Origin of the sequence: Streptomyces sp. NPDC050732, from assembly GCF_040654255.1 — a bacterium.
Lineage (GTDB): Bacteria > Actinomycetota > Actinomycetes > Streptomycetales > Streptomycetaceae > Streptomyces.
On the sequence record NZ_JBFAHP010000027.1, the window covers coordinates 66,072 to 87,009 of the forward strand.

Annotated in this window: 22 protein-coding genes, 1 tRNA gene and 1 riboswitch; of the genes, 14 read left to right on the top strand and 9 right to left on the bottom strand. The window is 71.7% G+C overall.

Annotation, left to right across the window (positions count from 1 at the left end; translation table 11 throughout):
* Positions 1-120: 120 nt before the first annotated feature.
* On the bottom strand, positions 121-567 hold the full coding sequence (locus AB0H82_RS24075; RefSeq protein ID WP_362995941.1) for a carboxymuconolactone decarboxylase family protein: 447 nt from the start codon (positions 565-567) through the stop codon (positions 121-123).
* 362 nt (positions 568-929) lie between these two features.
* Here AB0H82_RS24075 and AB0H82_RS24080 point away from each other — a divergent pair, with 362 nt between their 5' ends.
* From AB0H82_RS24080 to AB0H82_RS24100, 5 genes are all read left to right on the top strand, one after another.
* Positions 930-1,658, top strand: a complete 729-nt coding sequence (locus AB0H82_RS24080) for an SDR family oxidoreductase (protein WP_362995943.1) — start codon at positions 930-932, stop codon at positions 1,656-1,658.
* 151 nt (positions 1,659-1,809) lie between these two features.
* Positions 1,810-2,142 carry a non-heme iron oxygenase ferredoxin subunit gene (locus tag AB0H82_RS24085; protein WP_362995945.1) on the top strand — a complete coding sequence of 111 codons (333 nt, stop codon included), beginning with the start codon at positions 1,810-1,812 and terminating at the stop codon, positions 2,140-2,142.
* Positions 2,139-2,867, top strand: a complete 729-nt coding sequence (locus AB0H82_RS24090) for a gamma-glutamyl-gamma-aminobutyrate hydrolase family protein (protein ID WP_362995947.1) — start codon at positions 2,139-2,141, stop codon at positions 2,865-2,867. The genes AB0H82_RS24085 and AB0H82_RS24090 overlap by 4 nt, the downstream gene beginning before the upstream one ends.
* Positions 2,868-3,080: 213 nt before the next feature.
* Positions 3,081-4,865 (top strand): FAD-dependent monooxygenase, encoded by a 1,785-nt coding sequence (locus AB0H82_RS24095; RefSeq protein WP_362995949.1) that lies wholly within the window; start codon positions 3,081-3,083, stop codon positions 4,863-4,865.
* Between the two features lie 102 nt (positions 4,866-4,967).
* Positions 4,968-5,834 carry an NmrA family NAD(P)-binding protein gene (locus tag AB0H82_RS24100; RefSeq protein WP_362995951.1) on the top strand — a complete coding sequence of 289 codons (867 nt, stop codon included), beginning with the start codon at positions 4,968-4,970 and terminating at the stop codon, positions 5,832-5,834.
* Between the two features lie 189 nt (positions 5,835-6,023).
* On the opposite strand, the gene AB0H82_RS24105 is transcribed toward AB0H82_RS24100, so the two are convergent.
* On the bottom strand, positions 6,024-6,800 hold the full coding sequence (locus AB0H82_RS24105) for an alpha/beta fold hydrolase (protein WP_362995953.1): 777 nt from the start codon (positions 6,798-6,800) through the stop codon (positions 6,024-6,026).
* Positions 6,801-7,032: 232 nt separating this feature from the next.
* On the opposite strand from AB0H82_RS24105, the gene hemG reads away from it, so the two are divergent.
* The 6 genes from hemG (at position 7,033) to AB0H82_RS24135 (ending at position 12,630) form a co-directional block, all read left to right on the top strand.
* Positions 7,033-8,493, top strand: coding sequence for a protoporphyrinogen oxidase (gene hemG / locus AB0H82_RS24110; protein ID WP_362995955.1), 1,461 nt, complete (start codon positions 7,033-7,035; stop codon positions 8,491-8,493).
* Between the two features lie 62 nt (positions 8,494-8,555).
* The gene (locus tag AB0H82_RS24115; protein ID WP_362996045.1) at positions 8,556-9,191 is read left to right on the top strand and encodes a DsbA family protein; all 636 of its coding nucleotides are present in this window, start codon (positions 8,556-8,558) and stop codon (positions 9,189-9,191) included.
* Positions 9,192-9,371: 180 nt separating this feature from the next.
* Positions 9,372-9,821, top strand: a complete 450-nt coding sequence (locus AB0H82_RS24120) for a YdeI/OmpD-associated family protein (RefSeq protein ID WP_362995957.1) — start codon at positions 9,372-9,374, stop codon at positions 9,819-9,821.
* Between the two features lie 869 nt (positions 9,822-10,690).
* Positions 10,691-11,317, top strand: coding sequence for a hypothetical protein (locus AB0H82_RS24125; RefSeq protein WP_362995959.1), 627 nt, complete (start codon positions 10,691-10,693; stop codon positions 11,315-11,317).
* A gap of 110 nt (positions 11,318-11,427) precedes the next feature.
* Positions 11,428-11,670: a hypothetical protein gene (locus AB0H82_RS24130; RefSeq protein WP_362995961.1), complete on the top strand. Its 243-nt coding sequence runs from the start codon at positions 11,428-11,430 to the stop codon at positions 11,668-11,670.
* Between the two features lie 165 nt (positions 11,671-11,835).
* Positions 11,836-12,630 carry a hypothetical protein gene (locus tag AB0H82_RS24135; protein ID WP_362995963.1) on the top strand — a complete coding sequence of 265 codons (795 nt, stop codon included), beginning with the start codon at positions 11,836-11,838 and terminating at the stop codon, positions 12,628-12,630.
* A 3-nt stretch (positions 12,631-12,633) separates the two neighbouring features.
* On the opposite strand, the gene AB0H82_RS24140 is transcribed toward AB0H82_RS24135, so the two are convergent.
* From AB0H82_RS24140 to AB0H82_RS24150, 3 genes are read right to left on the bottom strand one after another with little or no spacing between them, the layout of a single operon-like run.
* The gene (locus AB0H82_RS24140; protein ID WP_362995965.1) at positions 12,634-13,140 is read right to left on the bottom strand and encodes a hypothetical protein; all 507 of its coding nucleotides are present in this window, start codon (positions 13,138-13,140) and stop codon (positions 12,634-12,636) included.
* Between the two features lie 45 nt (positions 13,141-13,185).
* Positions 13,186-13,407: a hypothetical protein gene (locus AB0H82_RS24145; RefSeq protein ID WP_362995967.1), complete on the bottom strand. Its 222-nt coding sequence runs from the start codon at positions 13,405-13,407 to the stop codon at positions 13,186-13,188.
* Positions 13,404-14,402 (bottom strand): hypothetical protein, encoded by a 999-nt coding sequence (locus AB0H82_RS24150; RefSeq protein WP_362995969.1) that lies wholly within the window; start codon positions 14,400-14,402, stop codon positions 13,404-13,406. The genes AB0H82_RS24145 and AB0H82_RS24150 overlap by 4 nt, the downstream gene beginning before the upstream one ends.
* Before the next feature lie 243 nt (positions 14,403-14,645).
* On the opposite strand from AB0H82_RS24150, the gene AB0H82_RS24155 reads away from it, so the two are divergent.
* Positions 14,646-14,924, top strand: coding sequence for a S1 RNA-binding domain-containing protein (locus AB0H82_RS24155; protein ID WP_362995971.1), 279 nt, complete (start codon positions 14,646-14,648; stop codon positions 14,922-14,924).
* Positions 14,925-14,949: 25 nt separating this feature from the next.
* Here AB0H82_RS24155 and AB0H82_RS24160 read toward each other — a convergent pair whose 3' ends face one another.
* The 4 genes from AB0H82_RS24160 to AB0H82_RS24175 form a co-directional block, all read right to left on the bottom strand.
* Positions 14,950-15,384 (bottom strand): VOC family protein, encoded by a 435-nt coding sequence (locus tag AB0H82_RS24160; RefSeq protein ID WP_362995973.1) that lies wholly within the window; start codon positions 15,382-15,384, stop codon positions 14,950-14,952.
* A 177-nt stretch (positions 15,385-15,561) separates the two neighbouring features.
* Positions 15,562-17,169: a hypothetical protein gene (locus AB0H82_RS24165; RefSeq protein ID WP_362995975.1), complete on the bottom strand. Its 1,608-nt coding sequence runs from the start codon at positions 17,167-17,169 to the stop codon at positions 15,562-15,564.
* Positions 17,170-17,259: 90 nt separating this feature from the next.
* Positions 17,260-17,766: a hypothetical protein gene (locus tag AB0H82_RS24170; protein ID WP_362995977.1), complete on the bottom strand. Its 507-nt coding sequence runs from the start codon at positions 17,764-17,766 to the stop codon at positions 17,260-17,262.
* 230 nt (positions 17,767-17,996) lie between these two features.
* Positions 17,997-18,070 (bottom strand) — tRNA-Met (locus tag AB0H82_RS24175).
* 787 nt (positions 18,071-18,857) lie between these two features.
* A riboswitch (cyclic di-AMP (ydaO/yuaA leader) is annotated at positions 18,858-19,014 on the top strand.
* Between the two features lie 4 nt (positions 19,015-19,018).
* Between AB0H82_RS24175 and AB0H82_RS24180 the strand changes: the two genes are divergently transcribed.
* Together AB0H82_RS24180 and AB0H82_RS24185 are read left to right on the top strand one after the other, a co-directional pair.
* A complete protein-coding gene (locus tag AB0H82_RS24180; RefSeq protein ID WP_362995979.1) occupies positions 19,019-19,741 on the top strand; it encodes a LysM peptidoglycan-binding domain-containing protein in 723 nt (240 codons plus the stop codon).
* 302 nt (positions 19,742-20,043) lie between these two features.
* Complete coding sequence (locus tag AB0H82_RS24185; RefSeq protein WP_362995981.1) at positions 20,044-20,787, top strand: hypothetical protein; 744 nt, start codon at positions 20,044-20,046, stop codon at positions 20,785-20,787.
* Positions 20,788-20,938 lie beyond the last annotated feature (151 nt).

The window sequence follows — 20,938 nt, forward strand, 5'->3', positions numbered from 1 at the left end:
TGCGGCTGGGTGGTCGGCGGGGTGCGTGAGGGGCCGGCCGTCACTGCTATGACGCCCGGCGGCGCGCGGATGTGACAGGCCTCGTCGCCGACGGGCGCTGTCCGGGGTGGGCGGGGCGGTTCAGCGCCAGGCCGCGGGCACCTGCCGGGTGGCGACGTTGATGCGGTTCCAGCAGTTGACCAGGCCGATGTGGATGACCAGGGAAGCGAGTTCCTCCTCGGTGTAGTGGCCGGCCGCGTCCTGCCAGACCTCGTCGGGCACCGCGTCGTCGCGGCCGCTGAGTTCGGTGGCGTCCTCGGCCAGCGCCAGGGCGGCGCGCTCGGCGGGGCTGAAGCAGGTCGCCTCGCGCCACTCGGCGACCTGGGGCAGGCGGGTGTCCGCCTCGGCGGCCTGACCCAGGTCGTCGGGGATGGTGTAGATGCGGCCGTTGATCTGGCTCACCCGCAGCCGGATGAGGTCGAGCGTGCGCTGCGGGACGCCGACCTTGCCGATGACCTTGGTCAGGTCGAGCAGGGGCTGCAGGGCGTCGGCGACGACCAGCGAGGGGTTGTTCATCCGGGGTGGCATCGGGGCGTCTCCTGTGAGTTCGGGCCCGCGCCGCCGTCGCTCCGGCGCCTCCCGGCCAGGTGCGCGGGGGCGGCGGGCGAAGCGGGGGCGGGCAGCGGCGAGTGCCGGTGCACCAGGCTGCCGTCGCGCTGTCCGTCCTGCAAGGGGGTGGCGAACGCCCGCGGCCGGCGCCGGTGTTCGACCGCGCGTTGCCGCAGTTGAACATGTGCGGCGTTCACCATGGCCTGGGGTGTGCCGGTCGAACTGTGTGAGTCTTCGACGGGTTGCGACGTGGGTGAGCCCCGCCGGAGCCGGGGCGGGCGCGCCCGCCCCCCTATCCCCCGCTACGACATCCCCCCTCTACGACGGAAGGGACGACCGACGTGCCCCTCGACAAGATCGCGCTGATCACGGGCGCCAACAAGGGCATCGGGCTGGAGACCGCACGGCAGTTGGGCGAGCGGGGCGTGCTCGTCCTGGTCGGCGCCAGGGACGAGGTGCGCGGCAAACAGGCGAGCGCCGTCCTTGCGGACCGCGGCATCACGGCGGTGCCGCTGCGCGTCGACGTGCGCGACGCGGCCTGCGTGGCCCGGGCCGCGGACCTGATCGAGCAGCGCTACGGCCGCCTGGACATCCTGGTCAACAACGCCGGGATCGCCGGGGGTTTCACCGGGGCGCCCAGCCAGGCGGCCGCGGACGACCTGCGGGAGGTGTACGAGACCAACGTCTTCGGCGTGGTCACCGTGACCAACGCGATGCTGCCGCTGCTGCGCCGCTCGCCGGCCGGGCGCATCGTCAACATGTCCAGCCACCTGGGTTCGCTGGCCCTCAACGCCGATCCCGCCTCCCCGATGGCGCATGTCAACATGCTCGCCTACCAGTCCTCCAAGACCGCGCTGAACGCCCTGACCCTCGCCTACGCCAAGGAGCTGCGGGACACCCCGGTCAAGGTGAACGCGGCCCACCCCGGCGTGGTGGCCACGGACATCAACGGCCACCGGGGCCGGCGCACCCCCGCCCAGGGCGCTGTGATCGCGGTCCGGCTGGCGCTGCTGGACGCCGCCGGGCCCTCGGGAGCCTCCCTGTCGGAGGACGGCCCGGTGCCCTGGTAGCAGGCCCCGCATCCGGCCCGGCGCCCGCCCGCGGGCTCCGATGAACCTCGTCTTCTGCTCGGCTCATCCTCAAGAGCCCGGGCGGAACGTGACTCCCGGCGCGTGAGATCCGGGAGATACCGGACCCCGATGCAGGAGGAGAGCGGGAGCGATGAGCTTCATCAAGGTTTGTCCGGTGGACAAGATCCCGGCCGACGGCGCGATCGCGGTGGAGGTCGAGGACGCACCGGTGGCGCTGGTGCGCAGGAACGACACGGTGTACGCGGTCAGCGACCTGTGCTCGCACGCCGAGGTCTCCCTCGCCGAGGGGGAGGTCTACGGCACCACGATCGAGTGCTGGCTGCACGGCTCGTGCTTCGACCTGCGCACCGGAAAGCCCGTCAACCCGCCGGCCACCCAGCCGATCGCCACCTACCGGGTGAAGGTCGAGGACGGCTTCGTCTACGTGGCACCCCGCTCCACGGACCAGGAGACAGGGACATGAAGTCAGCACGGCCGGCACGGCCGGCGAAGCCGGTGGTCGGGATCACCGCACGGACGGTCCCGGTCACCCTGCAGGGCACCGACATGGTGGTGAGCCTCTCGCTCCAGTCGCACGTGGACTTCCTGGCCGCCGCGGGCTGCACTCCCGTGGTGCTGCCGCCGGGGCCCGGCGTCGAGCAGCTCGTCGGCGGCCTCCAGGGCCTGCTCGTCCCGGGCGGCCCGGATGTGGATCCCGCACTGTACGGGCAGGAGCGGCACCCCAGGACCCGCGGCGGCAGCCCGGACCTGGACCGCGCCGAACTCGCCCTGATCGGCGCCGCGTTGGAGGCGCAGCTGCCGCTGCTGGCCATCTGCCGCGGCATGCAGCTGCTCAACGTGCGGTGCGCGGGCACCTTGCACCAGCATCTGCCGGAGGTCACCGGCAGCGACGCCCACCGCCCGCAGGGCGCCGGCTTCGAGTTCGGCCGGCACGTCCTGGAGCTGCGGGCCGGCAGCCGCATCGCCGAGATCTTCGGCGACGACACCCCCAAGACCGCCTGCCACCACCACCAGGCCGTGGACCGGATCGGCACCGGCCTGACCGCCACCGCCCGCACACCCGACGGCGTCGTCGAGGCGGTCGAGGCGGTGGGCCACCCCTTCGCGCTCGGCGTGCAGTGGGAGGCCGGCCAGACCGAGGACGACCGCCTCCACCGGGCCCTGGCGGACGCGGCCCGGCGCAGCTGAACCACCCGGCGGGAGCCACCCGACCGAGCGACCCGGCGGATCCACCCGTCATCGACCCGGGCTGGAGAACCCCTGGTCATGCTTCGCGCACATCACGCATGCAGCATGCACAGCCGAGCACGGCACATCCCGGCACATTCCGTGCCGCTTTCATTCCCGGCACATCCGGCAGTCCCCGTGAGCGTGAGACTGTCACCTTCCGGAAGGACGAAAATGGGAGCAGTCGAGGTTCCGGTTCTTATCGTGGGCGGTGGCGGATGCGGTCTTGCCGCCTCCAACTTCCTGTCCGACCACGGTGTGGACCACCTGCTCGTCGAACGGCACGCGGACACCGCGCACGTGCCCAAGGCGCACTACCTCAATCAGCGCACGATGGAGATCTTCCGTCAGCACGGGCTCGACGGGCCGATGGTGGAACAGGGGGCGCCCCTGGAACTGTTCGGGAAGCTGCGCTGGCTGACCTCGCTCGCCGGGGACCGGCCGATGGACGCCCAGCAGCTCCACGAGATCGACGCCTTCGGCGGCGGCACGCTGCGCGAGCGGTACGCGGCGGCCGGCCCGGTCATGCCGGTCAAGCTGCCGCAGGTGCGCCTGGAGCCGATCCTGCGGCGCACCGCCGAGGAACGTAACCCCGGACGCGTCCTGTTCGGCCACGAGATGGTCGCCTTCACCGACCACGGCGACCGGGTGGTTGCCGAGGTCCGCGAGCGGGCCACCGGCGAGACCACCACGGTCACCGCCCGCTACCTGATCGGGGCCGACGGCGGCCGCACGGTGGGCGGCGCCCTGGGCATCGAGATGCAGGGCGTGCCCGGCCTGCTGGACGTGACGACCGCGTACTTCAGCGCCGACCTGTCGCAGTGGTGGCAGGAGGGCACCCTGCTCACCCACTTCCTCAACGCCTACGACCCGGACCTGTGCAGCAACCTCATCGAGATGGGCCCCAGCTGGGGCAAGGCCTGCGAGGAGTGGGTCCTGCACTTCCCGCCGATGGACGCCGACCGGCTCGACGAGGAGTCGGTCGTGGCCCGGGTGCGCCAGCTGCTGGGCCTGCCCGACCTGGAGCTGAACCTGCACCACGTGACCAACTGGACGGTGCAGGCCCTGGTCGCCGAGCGGTACCGCAAGGGACGGGTGCTGCTGGCCGGCGACTCCGCGCACCGCCAGCCGCCCACCGTCGGCCTGGGCCTGAACTCCGGCATCCAGGACGCCCACAACCTGGCGTGGAAGCTGGCCGCGGTGCTCGGCGGCCGCGCCGACGACGCCTTCCTGGACACCTACGAGGCCGAGCGGCGGCCCGTGTGCCAGCTCAACGTCGACTGGGCGGTCTCCGCGGCCTCCCACCACCAGGCCGTCCTGGACACGGTGGGCCTCGGCCCGCACGCCCCCGCCCAGCGCAGGCAGCGGATGTTCGCCGCGTACTTCGACCAGTCCCCCATCGGCGAGGTGGTGCGGGCCCGGACCGCGGAGATCCTGGACACCCACCGCGCCGGCTGCCAGGCGCACGACTTCGAGATCGGCTTCAACTACGAGCAGGGCGCGGTCGTCCCCGACGGCAGCACACCCCCGGCCCGGGTGCCGATGCGCGATGTGTACCGGCCCACCACCCGGCCCGGGCACCGGCTGCCGCACGCATGGCTCGAACAGGACGGCCGGCGCCTGTCCACCCACGACCTGACCGGCTCCCCGGCCGGGTTCGTGCTGATCACCGGGGCGCAGGGCACCGCGTGGGCCGAGGCGGCCGCACAGGTGGCGGAGAAGCTGTCCGTGGCCATCCACGCGGTCCGCATCGGCGAGGGCGCGGAGTTCACTGACGCCGAGGGCGGCTGGGAACGCGTCCGCGAGGTCTCCGCGGACGGCGCCGTCCTGGTGCGCCCCGACAACCACGTGGCCTGGCGCAGCATGGGCGCCGGCGAGAACCCGGCGGACCTGCTCGCCAACGCGTTCTCCCGCCTGCTCGACCCGGGCATCACCGCGGGTTCCGCTTCCCGTTCCTGAATCGCACGGCAGACGACAGGGTCCCGGCCTGCCCACGGCATCCCGCCCCCGGGCAGGCCGGGACCACACATATCGGTGGGCAATGGACAACGGAGGAATACCGTGGCGGTAGACGGAGCGGTCCTGGTGCTGGGCGGAACCGGCCGGCAAGGAGGTGCGACGGCCCGCGAACTGCTGCGCCGGGGACGGGTCGTACACGCACTGGTGCGTGATCCGCAGGCGCCCGCGGCGCTCGCGCTCGCCGAGGCGGGTGCGGTGCTCGTGCGCGGAGACCTGGAGGACAGGGCGTCGCTGAGCGCGGCGATGCGGGGCGTGCAGGGGGTGTTCAGCGTCCAGACGTTCCGGGGTCCCGGCGGGGTGGCCGCGGAGGAGCGGCAGGGCAAGGCGGTGGCCGAGGCCGCCGCCGAGGCGGGCGTGGCCCACTTCGTGTACAGCTCGGTGGGCGGCGCGGACCGCTGCGAGGTCATCCCGCACTTCCGGAGCAAGTGGAACATCGAGCAGCACCTCCACAAGCTCGGCCTGCCGGCGACGGTGCTGCGGCCGACCATGTTCTACGACATCCTCCTGGACCTCGGCCCGAAGCCGGTCGACGGCGAGCTGGTCCTCGGCCTGTGGCTGCGCCCCGAGGTGCCGGTCCAGGTGATCGCGACGAGCGACATCGGGGCGTTCGCCGCGGACGCCTTCGACGACCCGGCCGCGTGGCTGGGCCGGCAGGTGGAGATCGCCAGTGCGGAACTGACCGGACCGCAGATCGCCGCGGCGTTCGGGACGGTGGCCGGTGTCCCGGCCCGCTACGAGCAGCGCTCCTTCGAACCGCTGCGCACCGCCCGCCCGGACCTGGCCGCCATGTTCGACTGGCTCGACCACGAGGGCTACAGCGCCGACATGCCCGAACTGCGCCGCATCCGGCCCGCCCTGGTCCCCCTGGAGACGTGGCTGCGCGACAACTGGACGGTGCCGGTGGCCTGACCCTTGGCCCGGGGGCCCGGGCCGTGCACCTGGCCCCCGGTGACTGTGGACGGGGTCCTGGCCGGACCCGGATCGAGGCCGATGCGGCCGGCTCCGGGGGCTCGCCCGGCGGCGCCGTCGCCCACGGGTGCGGGCACGCCGCCGCCGCGGCCGGTGACCGGTGCCGGCCGCGGCGGCGGAGCTGGTGTGTCAGGTGGTGGCGAAGCCGGTGAGGGCCCGGCCCAGGATGTCGGTGTCGATGCGGTGCCAGGAGCCGGGCAGCTGCATCCCCCAGCCGTTGGGCAGGACGGTCGCGGTCGCCCGGGCCGCGTCGCGCAGCCAGTCGCCGGTCGCGTCGCTGTTGAGGACCAGCGTCGGGGTCCGCAGGGCCGCCAGGCGCTCGGCGGGCACCTCGAAGTCGCCGAGGATGGTCGTGTCGTACAGCAGGGTGTGGGCGTTGGTCTCGTTCGTCGCCCACAGGGGGGCCTTGCGCCAGTCGGCGATGACCTGGGGGCTCAGGCCCAGCAGTTCGCGCAGCCAGTACTCCGCGGTCTCGCCGCGCCGGTCCTGGGCGAGCAGCGTGCGCAGGGTGTCCATGCAGTCCGCCGGCGGCTTGGGGTGCGGGGGGATGCGGAAGTAGGGCTCGTGCAGCGCGAGTTTGGTGATCGGCACGCCGGCCAGGGCCGCTTCCAGGGCGAGGTTCGCGCCGGTGGAGCCGGCGAAGACGACCGCCTGTCCGCCGGCGTCCTCGATGACCGCCGCGAGGTCCTCGATCTCGCGCTCGACGGCGTAGTGGGGGGCGTCGCCGCTCTGTCCCCGGCCCCGGCGGTCGTAGACGTAGGCGGTGCAGTGCGGCGCCAGCTCCGGGACCAGCGCGTCGAAGATGGTGTGATCGCGGAACGCGCCGTTCATCAGCACGATGGGCGGGCCGTCGCCGGTGCTGCGACAGGCGATCGTTGTGCCGTCCTGGGAAACGACCTTCCGCATGCCACCACTCTCCTCAGGTTCCATGGGTGTGTTGTCGCAGCGGTAATGTCCAGCGGCCCGGTCGATGGCGGGTTGAGGATGAATCGGGTGCGGCACCCCCGGCGGCAAGGAGGCTCGCACAGCCCCAACTGCCCCTGGAACGGGCCGGTTTCGGGTCCACTCCCGCTCAACCGAGACTATCGACACCCCTTCAAAACTGATGCGACACCGTATCCACGAAGGAGCAGGTCGTATGGCGGACAACGGAGTGGCTCGGGCAGGCGCGGTTCCGCATGTGGTCGTCGTCGGGGGCGGCGTCGCGGGGCTGGCGGCGGCGTTCTTCCTGCGCGAGGAGCCGGTGCGGGTGACCGTCCTTGAGGCCGGGTCCCGGCTGGGCGGGCAGCTGGCCGTCTCGGAGCTGGCGGGCGTCGTCATCGACGAGGGCGCGGAGTCGACCTACGCCCGGCGTCCCAAGACCGCCCGCCTGCTCCGGGCGGCCGGCCTGGAGGACCAGGTCGTGGCGGCGGGCACCAAGTCGATGGCGCTGTGGAGCGGAAAGCAGCTGCGGCCGCCGCTGGAGCGCCAGTTCATGGGTGTGCCCTGCGACCTGGACGAGCTCGCCGCGTCCGGCGTCCTGTCCGAGGCGGGGACGGCCCGGGCGCGCGAGGACCTGACGCTGGCGCGGAGCGAGCGGGACGGGGACGTGTCCGTGGCGGACTTCGTCGGCGGACGCCTGGGCCGTGAGGTCGTGGACCGCCTGGTGGACCCCTTCCTGTCCGACGCCTACTTCGGCCGCGCCGACGAGCTGTCGTTCGAGGCCACCCTCACCCCGCTGGTCACCGCCGCGCGCCGGCGCGCCTCGCTCGCCGAGGCGGCCGCGGCGCTGCTGCCCGCCCCGCCGCCGCCGGGGCAGGCGCCCACCACCGGCATCTCCACCCTGGCCCGGGGGCTCGGCTCCCTGCCCCAGGTCCTGGCCGACGGCCTGCTCGCCGCCTCGCCCGGCTCGGCGGTGCGCACCGGGACCACGGTGCGCGCCCTCGAACGCCGCGCGCACGGCTGGCGGGTGCGCGTGGACGCCGCCGCCGGGCCGGAGCACCTCGACGCGGACGCCGTCATCGTCGCCACTCCCGCCGCCCAGGCCGGCCCGCTGCTCGCCGGGGCCGGCAGCTCCCAGGCCACCGCGGCGCTCGCCGAGATCCCCTACGCCGGCTCCGTGATCATCACGCTCGCCTTCCCCCGTGAGGCGCTCGCGGCGATGCGCGCCCTGGGGCACAGCGGCTACCGGGTGCCGGCGGTGGACGGGCGGGCGCTGAAGGTGGTCACGTTCTCCACCGTGAAGTGGCCGCACCTGGCGGGCGAGGTGGACATCGTGCGCTGCCAGGCCGGCGGCAGCGGCGGCGAGGACCTGCTCGGACGCGAGGACGCCGACCTCGTCGCGCTCGCCGCCGCCGAACTCGCCGAGGTCACCGGGATCACCGGCGGGCCGCTGGACTCGCGGGTGAGCCGGTGGGGCGCGGCGGTGCCGCAGTACACGGTCGGGCACCTGGAGCGGGTGGCGCGCATCCGTGCGGGGGTCACGTCACAGCCCGGGCTCGCGGTGTGCGGCGCCGCCTACGACGGGGTCGGCGTCGGCCAGTGCGTGGCCAGCGCCCTCAAGGCCGTCGAGGAGGTGCTCGGCGGACTGCGCACCGACGCCCCCGCCCCCTCGGCATGAGCCATGAGTGGCCCGCACCCCGCCCACAGCACAAAACCCTCGCGAAGGAGGCTGACATGCCGATGCCCCAGGAGGACACCGCGGGCCCCGGGCCCCAGGAGCGCGTGAGCGCCGTCGACTTCTGGTTCGACCCGCAGTGCCCGTGGGCGTGGATCGCCTCCCGGTGGATCCACGAGGTGCAGGGGCAGCGGCCCATCACCGTCCGCTGGCACGTGATGAGCCTCGCCGTCCTGAACGAGGGGCGCGACGTGCCGCACAAGTACCGCGTCGGGCTGGGCTTCGGGCCGGTGCGGGTGTGCATGGCCGCCGAGCAGAAGTACGGCCCCGAGGTGCTCGGCCGCCTCTACACCGAACTGGGCACCCGCTACCACCACCGGAAGGCGCCCAAGGACCGGGACACCCTCAGGGCCGCGCTGGAGGCGGCCGGCCTGGAGGGGGAACTGGCCGCGGCGATGGACTCCACCGAGTACGACACGGCGCTGCGCGCCTCGCACCACGCCGGCATGGACCGGGTCGGCTACGACGTGGGCACCCCGGTGATCGCCGTGGACGGCAACGCGTTCTTCGGCCCGGTGGTCACCCCCGTACCGCGCGGCGAGGCCGCGGCGAAGCTGTGGGACGGCGTGCTGCTGGTCACCGCGACGGACGGGTTCTTCGAGCTCAAGCGCACCCGGGACCGCAAGCCGGTGTTCGACTGACCCCTGCCGGCCGCCGGCCCGCGCCACGCTCCCGCGCGGGCCGCCGTACGCTGCGCCACACGGATGGCACCGAACCCCGCCCCCAGGGCGCCCGGCCCCGTCAGGATGTGACACAGCACGATCCCCGGACGCACCCAGGTGACCGTCGCGCCGCGCGCCGCCCCACGTCGACAGGAGCAGATGATGAAGTTCCGAACCCACGTCGAGCCTCCCGAGCCCATGCGGGGCCTGGAAGTTCCTCCGGAGGTCGTGGAGAAGCTCGACGGAGGCAAACGGCCGGCCGTGACCATCACGGTCAACGGGCACTCCTGGAACAGCCGCCTCGCGATCATGCGGGGCCGCCACCTGATCGGCTTCAGCAAGGCCAACCGGGAGGCCGCCGGCGTCGAGACCGGCGAGGAGGTCGAGGTGGACCTCGTCCTGGACACCGAACCCCGTGTCCTGGTCGAACCGGATGACTTCACCCAGGCCCTGGACGCCGACCCGATCGCCCGCAAGGTCTACGACCGGCTGTCACCCAGCCGCAAGAGGGCGCACGTGCACGCCATCGAAAGCGCGAAGAAGCCCGAGACGCGCCGGCGGCGGATCGAGAAGGCGGTGGCGGACCTGCGCGAGGAGCCGTTCACGTAACCACACCGGGCCCCCTCCCGGACACACACCCACCCACTCCCCCCCTCCCCGGCCCGCCCCTCCACGCATGCGCTCAGCGCTTTCGCGGCACCCCTTCGGCACCCCGGTCCGGCACCCGCCCCGGGATGCCGAAGGCAGCAGCGCCGCGCCGGTGCACCAGAAAGCGATCAGCTGATTCGCCCGCTTCCTGAGCGCGGGGTCGGCCTTCACCCGCGCCGGGACGTCATACCCGGCAGACCTGTCGCAGGCCTCACCCCGGTATCCGGTGCGGGCGGCCAGGAGACTGACCGCCCCCAGGACGCAGAAGCAGCCGAAGATGAACATGTAGGCCACGGGGGACCTCCGCGTCTCGTGGCGTGCGGCGGCTCTGGCCCACTGCTCCGCGGTGAGAGCGGGCGCCGTCGCCTCGCCCGCTGCGACGTGGGCGGCGGACGCGACGGCGGCGGTGCCGGCGGCCATGGCGGTGGGAGCCACGGCGGCAAGGAGCGCCCCGCTGGTGACGGCTGCGACACAGGCCAGAGACAGACGGCGCGTCACGGTGGCGGGCATCGGTTCCCGGTTCCCCTCCGCAGGCAGCGGGCAGTGACGGCTGGTCAGGCGGGCGCGCACGCACCGCGCCTGACAGGCAGTCAGCACCTTGGAAAGACTCGCCCCGGTGCGGTCGTGGCGAAAGTCCTGACCTGGCAGGACCTCTGACCCGGGGGGCGTCCTCCCCGGCCTGCCCCCGCGCGGATACGGCGCACGGCATCCGCGGGCCGCCGGGACTCGGCAGGGCCGCGTACGCGCGGCTCCTGCCCCGTGGCATCCTCTGACGGTCGTGACGCCGCCCGCACCGAGCAACACACAGGATCAGGAAACACAGGAAACACATGAGTACTCAGCGCACCACCCCCTGCCGCCGGCGCATCGGCCTCGCGGCTCTTGCCGCCGTCACCGCTCTCTCGCTGGCCGCGTGCGGCGGCGGGTCGGGCAAGAAGAGCAGGTCCGGCGGGGCCGGCGGGTCCGCGGAGGCGAGCCGGGCGCCCAAGGACCTCAAGCTCGGGCAGGCCGGGCCGGTGCAGGAGATAACCAAGTACGAGAAGACCGGCACGTTCTCCCTCACGCCGACGAAGGTCACCCTGGGCAAGCCGGCCGACCTGGACGAGCTGAACGACCGGAAGAAGTACAAGGACCTGAAGGTCGCCTGGATCTATGTGAAGGCCAAGCACGTGGGCGGTTCCGCGGTCAAGGAGCCGATGGTGATGAGCGACGTGAGCGGCGAGACCTCCGCGGGCGAGCCCGCGACGAAGTTCCTCCTCATCGGCGACCTCTCCAGCCGGCCCTCGGACTGCGTCGGCAACGACGGCGCCAAGAGCCTGGAGGGCGACGACATCTGGAAGAAGGGCGAGACGCGCACCGTGTGCGAGCCCTACCTCATTCCCGCCGACGCCACGCTGAAGGCGGTGACGTACTCGCAGGGGTACTACAAGGAGCCGATCAAGTGGGCCGTGCGGTAGCACTCCGGGGCCCGTTCGGGTGGAGAGGGTGGGCCATGCCGTTACCCGGCCCCGCTGCCGCGGCAGGTGACATAGCGACAGTACCTGCATATTCCAGGAGGAATATACTCATGCGCGTTCGCTCGACCATCCTCGCCGCCGCCCTGACCGTCTCCGCCCTGGCCGTCGGGGCAGGCGCGGCCGTCGCCGACGACGACCACGACCGCTACGCCCCGCACCACCAGGTGGGCTACGACCACGAGGGGTTCGCCGGCACGTACGACAGCACCGGCGGCCCGCTGGGCATCGTCTGGGCCGAGGCCGCGGGCTACGACCACGAGGGCACGGGCCACGCGCCCGGCGCCCGGCGCTGACACACGCGTTCGGCAGCCGCAGGCGGCGCGGTGGTGAGGAGGGACCCGTCCCCCTCACCACCGCGCTGCGCTCCGGGCGGCCGCGGGCACGCTCACCCCGCTGCCGCTCCTGAACGCCCCGGGCACCGGGCGGCAGGCGGCAGGCGGCAGGCGGCAGGTGGGGAGGTGTCGGCCACGGAAGGCAAGGACCCGATGACTGATGCCAGGGCCCCGGGCGGGCGCGAGGTGCTGCTGGACCGCCTGCGGGCCGCCGCGGCGGCGTCGGCCGCGCAGGGTGAGCGCTGGCCCCTGCTGCTCGCGGACCTGCTCGGCGGCATGGGGGCCACCTGGCAGGAGTCGGCCGAGGTGTGCGCCGATGCCGCGTGGCAGGCGCGCGCCATGGGGCGCAGCGCGCTGCTGCTGCTGGAACCGCACGAGATCGCCCGGCACGGCGAGCCGACCGCGGCCCGCGCCCTGCGGCACCTCTACCTCAACAGTCTGCGCTACGACTTCCGCTGTCAGGCCATCGAGGAACTCCTGGCCCCCCACACCTCGCACGGCGGAGGCGAACTGGACTGCTACTCGCGGGCATTGGGGGCCTTCGCCCTGCTCGCCCGGTCCGACCGCGGCGGATACCCGCTCATGGACGAGGTGCTGGCGCAGGCCGACGACCACGCCAAGACGCTGCATGTCCTGCTGCACGGGCTGTGGCTCGCCCACGGCCTGGCGGGCCGCGAAGAAGCCATGCTGCGCATCCTGGACCGTAAAGCGTTCGCCACCCGGACCGACCCGATCGCGCTGTTCCGCGAGGCCACGGCTCACCGCGGGCTGGGCCACTACACCCAGGCGCTGGCGGCCATCGACGAGGCCGTGGAGCACCTGTCCCCGGCGGCGGTGCACATCCATGCCGACTTCGCCCGCGAACGCTCCCTGATCATCGCCATGCACGAGCTGCGGCAGCGGCCGCTCGCCTCCGGCTGAGCGCTACCGCCCCTGACGCTCCCGCGGCCGCTGCCGCCTGCGGGACTCCGCCCGCTCCACCACCAGGTCCGCCGCGATCCCGAGCACGGTGGCCCCCGCCGCGGGCAGGTACGGGTCGGTGGCGTGCAGGCCGGGGGTGAACTCCAGGACGAACAGGGCGGCGAGGAACGTGGTGAGGCAGGAGGCGACCGCCTCCACCGCCTGCCGAGTGCGCCGGGCGGGCTGGTTGAGGCGCAGCAGGAAGCGCACCGGGGCGGTGAAGACACCGGCGAGCAGCCCGCAGGGCAGACACAGCAGGGCGGCCCAGAGCAGGGTGCCCGGCCCGTCGAACTCGATCGAGTCGCTGAACGCGGCCGTCACGATCAGGACCATGAGCAGGAGGAAGAGCAGAACGAGGGCCGCGACCCCGACGCCGAGTCCCGTGATCCCGACCGCGGCCAGGATCTTCCCCTTGGTGCCGAGGGAGTCCCAGGTGGGTTCCTCGCCGCCGTGCCGCTGCTGTTCGCTCATCGCTCACTCCCTTCATGCCGCCCCGGCAACTCCCCACGGCTTCCCTCAGAAGCGCTTGCGCCACGCTTTGTACAGCCGGGCAAGACCGGGGAAGAGGATGCTCGCCGCTGCTCCAGCCACGCAAGACCACATGATCGCAGTGGGCAGGGGGTCCCGGTCATCGCTGAAGAACCAGTTCATGACGAACACCGCTGCGGCAATCTCCACAAAGCACAAAAGCGGGCCGCGCCATGCGTTCTTCTCGCCGGAGCCACGATGCTCACTCACTGCAGGCTGCTGCACTTCTTCCTCGTCACGGTCATGGCCTCTCCGACCGGCGTGAACGGCACGGTGACGCGCACGCACTGGCTGCGCTTGGCCGCATCCTTGAACACCTTCACGGTAGCTCCCACGCGTTTGGTCACGAGATACGCACATACGGCGCGGGGCTTGAGGACGATAGCGATGGTCGAGGGCACCTTCTTGCACACGGCGGCAGACAGGTACTTGGCCGGAGTGCCGATTTTGGCGATCCCCTTCACCTCCTTGATCCCGAAGTGCAGATAGACCCGTTTCCCGAGCGTCATCTGCGGGTCGGCGACGATCGGGAAGGCCGCCTCATGGTCGAACTCAACAGACTGAACTAACGCGCCGTCTTCGACGCGGTAGGCGGTCGCAACAGCTTTCCCGTTCGCGTCCTCTGCCCATGGGGCGTCGAAGGCACCGATGATTTCCGCATCCTCGCCCGCACCGGCCAGGATCAGAACCGTGCCGTCGTCCAGTTGCTGGGTCACGGCACCGTCAGGCAGGTGCAGATCGAAGCGGTACTCCCGGGCAGCGTCGCTGTTGTTGATGGTGACCAGGGCTCGCGCGCCGCCGTCAGTGGTGGGCTGCAGGGCCAGGTCGGTGCCTCTGGCAGCGTCCGGGTAGACGACCGTGCCGTTGGCGGTCTTGACGGCCTGGGCGTTACTGGTGTTCGGCAGGCCGATGCTGACGCTGAGGCCGCCGGAGGTCGTCGTGTTGACGGTGCCGTCGGCTGTGGCGGGGAGGGTGACCGTCGCGCTCGGCCCGTCCTCGTTGGCGGTCTTGGCGGTGAGGGTTCCGTCGGCGAAAGGCTCGCTGGGGGCGATGTCGGTGGTGCCGGTGGCCCTCTCAACGGCGGCCGCGGTCTTCTCGACCGCTGACGGGCCGTCGGCAAGGGCGGCCGGGGCGATGCCCAGGAGGAGTGCGCCGGTGGTGACGGCGGCTATGGAACCGGCAGTTGTGCGGTGCAGAACAGGCATGAGACTTTCCCGTCAATGGCGATGTCGCCCCGGCGCGGACCTCAAGGGACGAAGCCGCGCGCACCAGGACGACCTTGATCGCGACCCTGACACAAGGAACGGACCAGCAGAAGTGGCCAACGGCGCGCCCATACCCAAAACAGGACTTACGTCCCAGACATGATCAACTTTAGTCGGTGATCACCGGGGGCCGTCCTCCAGTTCGACACCTGGAATCTGGAGGCCCGACTGTCCCTGCGAGCGATGCGGCCGGCCCTCTTCCTGGCATTCGCCGACAGCATCGCGGCAGGGCGGAATCCGCGCGGACCGGTCACCGAGGTGGTCCCCTTCGGTGCCTTCGGCCTGGTCGGCGACGGCATCGAGGGGCTGGTGCCTCTGCGCGAGCCCACCCGGACGCCCGTACGGACCCCGTCGGATGCCGTCCAGGTGGGCGACGAGGTCACGGTGGTCGTCGCCGAGGTCGACCGAGAGCGGCGCAGGCTGGGCCTCTCCCGACGGCAGGCCTCAACCGGGCGCCGGTGACCCGTCGGTGACAGCAGGGGGCGGGTCAGTCGAGGCAGAACTCGTTGCCCTCGATGTCCTGCATCACGATGCACGACTCGTTGTCCTCGTCGGCGGCCAGCAGCTGCACACGGACCGCGCCGAGCGCGACCAGGCGTGCGCATTCGGCCTCAAGTACGGCCAGGCGCTCCTCCCCCACGAGTCCGGTGCCGGCCCGCACGTCCAGGTGCACCCGGTTCTTGGCGGTCTTGCCTTCGGGGACGCGCTGGAAGAACAGGCGCGGGCCCACCCCCGAGAGGTCGACGCAGGCGGCCCATGTGCCCTGCTCCTCGGGCGGCTGGGAGCGGTGGAAGTCCTCCCACGTGGCAAAGCCCTCCGGGGGCGGCGGTACGACGTAGCCCAGTACCTCGCACCAGAAGCGGGCCACGCGCTCGGGTTCCGCGCAGTCGAAGGTGACTTGGAACTGCTTGATCGATGACATCGGCGCACGATAGCAGGGGCTGGGCGGCGCTCATCTTCCGGTGCGGTTGCCGGAGTTGTCCGGCCGGCTCGCCCGTTCTGCGGCGAAGGCGGCCCCGCCGGACACGTCGTCCGGCGGGGCCGCCTTCTGGAGGTGGGGCTCCGTGCCCCGGTGCGGGCGCGCGGGCCCCGGTGTCCGCTAGCGGACGTCGACGTAGTCCTCGCGGCCGTAGTCCGCGTAGTGGGAGCTGACCGTGTCGGTGTAGCGCATCTGCCAGGTGCCGTCCTGCTGGGCGGTGAACTTCTTGCTGAACGTGCCGTTGCTCAGCGTCCTGGTGCTGCCCAGTTCCTTCCAGGTGGAACCGGCCGTCGCGGCCTTGAACCAGACGCGGATCTTCTGCCCGCCGTAGGGCCGCCAGGTGGATCCGGACTTCTGCATCAGGCCGCCCTTGGCGGTGACCTTGGTGCCCTTGCGGACGCCCTCGGGGGTGACCCCGTCGTCCCAGACCTGGGTGTCCTTGCGGCCCAGCTTGAAGCTCTCGCTGTTCACGCTCGCGTTGACCAGGCGCAGCCGCCACTGGGCGCCGGAGTCGGCCTTCTTGGGCGAGGAGGCCGTGAAGGAGGCGCCGTAGGCGGCGTCGAAGGTGCCGGTGCTCGACCAGGTCCCGCCCTCGGGGCGGTAGTCGATGGACACCTGTGCCTTGGTGCCCGCCGGGTAGGTGCCCTGGGTGACGCCGAGCTTGCCGGTGAAGGTGACCTTGCGGTACTTGCTCACCGTGGCCTTGACGTCGCTCAGCTTGCTCGTGCGCGGGGGCGTGGCCAGGGTGAAGGAGTGCGGGGACGGCGCCGTGAACCAGCTGCGCGCGCTCGGCTGGACACTGACCGGCCCGCTCCGCTTGACGGTGTAGCCGGTGGCGAAGGTGCCGTTCTCGCCGCTCACCACGGTCTTGCCGGTGCCTGACGTGCCCTCGGTGATCCGCACCTCGGCGGCGAGCGGCTTTTCGGTGCCGTCGTCCGCGATGCGGGTGAGCTTGCCGCTGACGGGGATGTCACTGCCGTAGGGGGCGGTGACCGTGCCGGCGGGGGTGTCCACCGTGAACTTCAGTTCCTGCTTGCGGAAGGGCACGCTGAGCGTCTCGTACTGCTGGTCGAACATGTACTCATAGGTGACGTCGGTGCTGTACTCGCCGAAGTACCCGGAGGTGGTGAACCGCCCCCTCTCATTCGTCCACACCCATCCCTCCTTGCGGGTCTCCCGGGCGCGGTAGTACATGCCCACCCCGGCGAAGGGCTTCACCTCGTGGGTGTTGGGGTCCTCGGCCACCAGGGAGCCGGTGACCTTGCCGGTCGGGTTGTCGTAGGAGATCCAGGGGTGGCTGCTGGTGAGGGTCAGCTTGGGGTTGAGCCCGTAGTTGAGAAAGCCGGTCGAGCGCTGGACGATCTCGTTGGGCTGTCCGTCCCTGGCCACGACGTCGATCACGTAGGCGCCCATGGCGGGCAGGGTGACCGGCTCGGAGCGGAAGGTGCTCTCGTAGCAGTCGCCCGTGTCGGGGCAGGTCTCGGTGCCGGTGAGGCGGATGCTGGCGAGGACCTCGGGGTCGTTCTTCGCGTGGATTTCGAGCGTGACGTCCTTGGGGTGGAAACGCGCGGACATGTGCTCGTAGAGGGCGTAGATCCTGCCGCCCTCCTGCAGGGTTTCCGTGCGGCTGCGCGAATCGCCGTCCCCTGCGTGCGCCGCGGGTGCGGCGACCAGTGTGGCAGTGCAGACCACAAGGCTCGTGGTCAGCGCTGCCGTGAACTTCTTCAAGACTCCCCCATCGGATCTTGCTGTGTGTGTCGCGCGTTTGACCGGCGGGATGGGCGAATGGTTGTGCGACGGTGGGGCTGAGCTCCGGAGTCAGGGGTGGTGGTGGCCTGCGGGCCGCGCGGGGCAGTCATGTGCGTTGCCGGGCAGGCCCATGACGTTCAGTACGGGCTGTTCGCCCCCGGGGGTCTCGAAGGTGAAGTTCGCCTGCGCGGGGCCCGCCACCAGCGAGCACTGGGTGCCGAACGTCAGCGGCGGGTAGGGCTTCCAGGAGCAGCCGGCCCTGTCCAGGGCGTCGGTCACGTCCGCATACGTGATGCCTGCCGGGAAGGTGTCCGCTCCCCCGGCCAGCGGCGCGGGGAGCTCGATGACCTCGCGCCAGGTCTGCACACAGATGAGGGAGACCGTGCGGCAGCGGCAGACACTCAGCTCCAGGTCTCCGTAGGCGAACAGGCGCGGCCACGTTCTTTTCCGGCTCATGGTTCCCATGTCCCACGGCTCGCCCAGAGCCGCGGTCACATCGCTCCAGTCGGCGCCGCTGAACACCGGGCCCAGCCGGCCCGTCATCGCCATGCCGGTCAGGACTTCGAGTATCTCCACGGGAGGAGCCTGACATGGGCGGCGCCCTGGACAGGTGCGGTGCCCTGATCAGCAGTACGCGCTGCTTCGGACGGGGAACGCCCCAGGCCCGGCCCGCTCGGCGCGTTCCACCCAACTGCCCGCGCATACGCCCCTGTTGCACATGCGCCACCGGGCACCTGTGCGCGGCCGCCGCCCGTAACACGCAGCAGGGCCCGGATCCGCACGGGATCCGGGCCCTGCTGTCGCAGTAGCGGGGACAGGATTTGAACCTGCGACCTCTGGGTTATGAGCCCAGCGAGCTACCGAGCTGCTCCACCCCGCGTCGGTTCCTCCACCCTACGCCACTTGGGAGGGCCCTCACACCACGGCGCAGGCCCCGGGAGGCGTCCGCGAGCGGCGCGGCAGCCGCCGGACGGGCGGCATTCCGTACGCGGGCCGGTGGGCAAGTGCCTTGCCCGGCCGTGCAGTACACAGCCGCAGAACATTTTCCCCTTTCACATCCGCTCCCCTGGGCCGCTTTCCGCCGGAATGAAAAGGGGAATTCCGCGGGCCGCCCGGACAGGGTGCCCGTCGCGGCGGCCGTCCTTCTTTTCTGGGCAGGCGTCACTTTCTTTACCGGCTTGCCGTTCTGCCCGCCCGCATGGAACGAGTGACGGGCGCCCGGCCCCATACCCCCCTACCAGAAGCGTTATTGACGCGGTGTCCGCTGTGGACCCGCGGCGGCAGGGGATACCGCTCACGCCCGGGTGGCCTGCCAGGCCGGCAGGTCGGCGCCGATGGTGATATGCCCGTTCTGGCACGAATGGCCATCTTTGATCGTGTCCGCATTTAACCAAAAATATCCCCATCAGGGCTTTGGCGGCTTACGTGCCAGTGAAATGTGTCACGCCCGGAGGCCCACGGCGTCGCGGGCCGCTGAGCGTGTTTTCGTTCCGCGCAAAGAGAGTTGGGTTTTTGATCAAAGAGGAGGCGGGGTTCTTCTCACCCGGGACGGGCCCCGCGCATTCCCCGTATTCGAATTCCGGCCTTGTTCCGCACCGGCTTTCTCGCCTAACGTCACCGTCAATCCGGATGGAACGCCGAATCCTGCCGCTGTCCGGAAACTCTCCCACCCACACCCACTGACTCACGCACGGCAGGAGCGGGGGACCCAGGTAAGCCGCCGATCCCGGTGACGGGACGGCTCGGGGTGAAGTCGCATGCCCTGCGACCGGACAGCTCCCGTCCGAACCCGACAGCTCACCCCGCAGGCGACGGAGAGGAATTCGTCATGCCCGCAAAGGGTAAGCACCGCCGCCCCAAGTCCAGCCCGCTCGCCCGGGGCATCGCCGCCGCGGGCACCGGCGGCGCCGTGCTCGTTCTTCCGGTGCTCGGCGCCACCACGGCCGCCGCCGCACCGGCCGCCGCGGCCGCCAAGCCCGCCGCGGCCCCCAAGACCTATGTCGTCGTCGCGGGTGACTCCCTGGCCGAGATCGCCCGGGAGCACTCCGTGAGCGGCGGCTGGCAGAAGCTGTACCAGGACAACCGCGGCGTCCTCGGTGACGACCCGAAGCTGATCCACCCCGGCCTCAAGCTCACCCTCGGCGAGCAGGCCCCGGCCGCCCCCGAGCGGGCGGACCGCTCCGCGCGCACCAATGCCGCCGCCGAGCCCGCCGCGGTGAAGAAGTCCTACGCCAACAACCTCGACGGCTGGATCCGGCAGTCGCTCGACATCATGGCCCAGCACGGCATCCCCGGCACCTACGAGGGCATCCACCGCAACATCATGCGGGAGTCCTCCGGCAACCCGATGGCCATCAACAACTGGGACTCCAACGCGGTCGCCGGAACCCCCTCCAAGGGTCTCCTGCAGGTCATCGCCCCCACCTTCTCCGCCTACCACGTGCCCGGCACCTCGACGGACAGCTACGACCCGGTCGCCAACATCACCGCCGCCTGCAACTACGCGGCCGACCGCTACGGCTCGATCGACAATGTGAACGGCCCGTACTAGACCGCACCCCCACCCCTTTCCCGGTCGGTGACTGAGCCCCGGAACGCCTGGCGTTCCGGGGCTCATCGCGTGGTGCAGCCGCCGCCCATGGCATCGGATGTGTGGAAACTCGGGTCAGTTCACAGCATGGTCAAGGAGAATGGGCCGCTCCGGTTGTCCGTACTATCGCCGTGTCAGGGCATCTGTGTACTGAATATTGCTGTCACCCCGCAGGCCCGGGCCCCAACCCCGGCCTCGGGAAGCACACATGTGCAGCAGGCTCTTCAACTCCGGCCGCAGGTCCGGGAAAGGTTGTGCGCCCCATGTCCGAGAATGTTTCCGCCACCGAACTGACATCGCAGTACACCGCTCAAGTCCGTGCCGACCTCGAACGCAACGCCAAGGAGCAGCAGCGCCTCGGTGCGGAAATCGCCTCCCTGCAGGAGCAGTTGGCGGCTCATCAGCGCGACCACGCGGTGCTGGTCAGCATCCAGCAGGCGCTCGGTGAGGAGCCGGCCCCCGCAGAGCCTGCGGCCCTGGAGGAGCGGGCCGCGGTGCCCGCCCCCCGTACGAAGAAGAAGTCCACCGGCTCCGATGCGGCGGCGAGCAAGCGGGCGCGGGCGGGCAAGACCGCTCCCCCCAAGGCGGCCGCCGGGAAGAGCGAGGGGAAGGCCGCCGCGAAGAGCTCCGGGAAGGGGGCCGGGAAGAGCTCCGGCAGCGGGGCCGGCAAGGCTGAGGCCGCCAGGCCCGCCAAGCCGGCGCAGCCGACGCTGGTCGAGCTGATCCGCGGGCATCTCGCCGCGCAGAGCGAGCCGCGCTCGGCGGCGGAGATCGCCACGGCCCTGGGCCAGGCCCACCCGCAGCGCAGCGTCAAGACGACCGTGGTGCGCACCACCCTCGAAGGGCTGGTGGCCAAGAGCCAGGTCCAGCGCAGCAAGCAGGGCTCGTCGGTCTTCTACACCGCCGCTTCGGCGCCGGTGCCCGAGCAGGCCGCGCCGGCGCAGGGCGAGGAGCCGGCCGGCCCGGTGCAGGGCGAGGAGCAGCAGCCCGCGGCTGCCGGTGCGTGACAGCGCTCATGGCAGCGCTGCGGCAGGCCGGTGCCGGTCACGGTCCGGCGGCTTCGCCGGTGGCCGGGTGAGGGCAGGCCACGGACGGCGGGCATGACGGCAGGCCGGCCGGACCGGCCTGCCTGCTGCCTGCCTGCCTGCTGCCGTGCGG

Bases quoted from the DNA above. Each gene is read 5' to 3' on its own strand.
- AB0H82_RS24075 (WP_362995941.1), bottom strand. From the start codon at position 567: ATGCCACCCCGGATGAACAACCCCTCGCTGGTCGTCGCCGACGCCCTG.
- AB0H82_RS24085 (WP_362995945.1), top strand. From the start codon at position 1,810: ATGAGCTTCATCAAGGTTTGTCCGGTGGACAAGATCCCGGCCGACGGC.
- AB0H82_RS24090 (WP_362995947.1), top strand. From the start codon at position 2,139: ATGAAGTCAGCACGGCCGGCACGGCCGGCGAAGCCGGTGGTCGGGATC.
- AB0H82_RS24095 (WP_362995949.1), top strand. From the start codon at position 3,081: ATGGGAGCAGTCGAGGTTCCGGTTCTTATCGTGGGCGGTGGCGGATGC.
- AB0H82_RS24105 (WP_362995953.1), bottom strand. From the start codon at position 6,800: ATGCGGAAGGTCGTTTCCCAGGACGGCACAACGATCGCCTGTCGCAGC.
- hemG (WP_362995955.1), top strand. From the start codon at position 7,033: ATGGCGGACAACGGAGTGGCTCGGGCAGGCGCGGTTCCGCATGTGGTC.
- AB0H82_RS24115 (WP_362996045.1), top strand. From the start codon at position 8,556: ATGCCCCAGGAGGACACCGCGGGCCCCGGGCCCCAGGAGCGCGTGAGC.
- AB0H82_RS24120 (WP_362995957.1), top strand. From the start codon at position 9,372: ATGATGAAGTTCCGAACCCACGTCGAGCCTCCCGAGCCCATGCGGGGC.
- AB0H82_RS24125 (WP_362995959.1), top strand. From the start codon at position 10,691: ATGAGTACTCAGCGCACCACCCCCTGCCGCCGGCGCATCGGCCTCGCG.
- AB0H82_RS24130 (WP_362995961.1), top strand. From the start codon at position 11,428: ATGCGCGTTCGCTCGACCATCCTCGCCGCCGCCCTGACCGTCTCCGCC.
- AB0H82_RS24140 (WP_362995965.1), bottom strand. From the start codon at position 13,140: ATGAGCGAACAGCAGCGGCACGGCGGCGAGGAACCCACCTGGGACTCC.
- AB0H82_RS24150 (WP_362995969.1), bottom strand. From the start codon at position 14,402: ATGCCTGTTCTGCACCGCACAACTGCCGGTTCCATAGCCGCCGTCACC.
- AB0H82_RS24155 (WP_362995971.1), top strand. From the start codon at position 14,646: ATGCGGCCGGCCCTCTTCCTGGCATTCGCCGACAGCATCGCGGCAGGG.
- AB0H82_RS24160 (WP_362995973.1), bottom strand. From the start codon at position 15,384: ATGTCATCGATCAAGCAGTTCCAAGTCACCTTCGACTGCGCGGAACCC.
- AB0H82_RS24180 (WP_362995979.1), top strand. From the start codon at position 19,019: ATGCCCGCAAAGGGTAAGCACCGCCGCCCCAAGTCCAGCCCGCTCGCC.
- AB0H82_RS24185 (WP_362995981.1), top strand. From the start codon at position 20,044: ATGTCCGAGAATGTTTCCGCCACCGAACTGACATCGCAGTACACCGCT.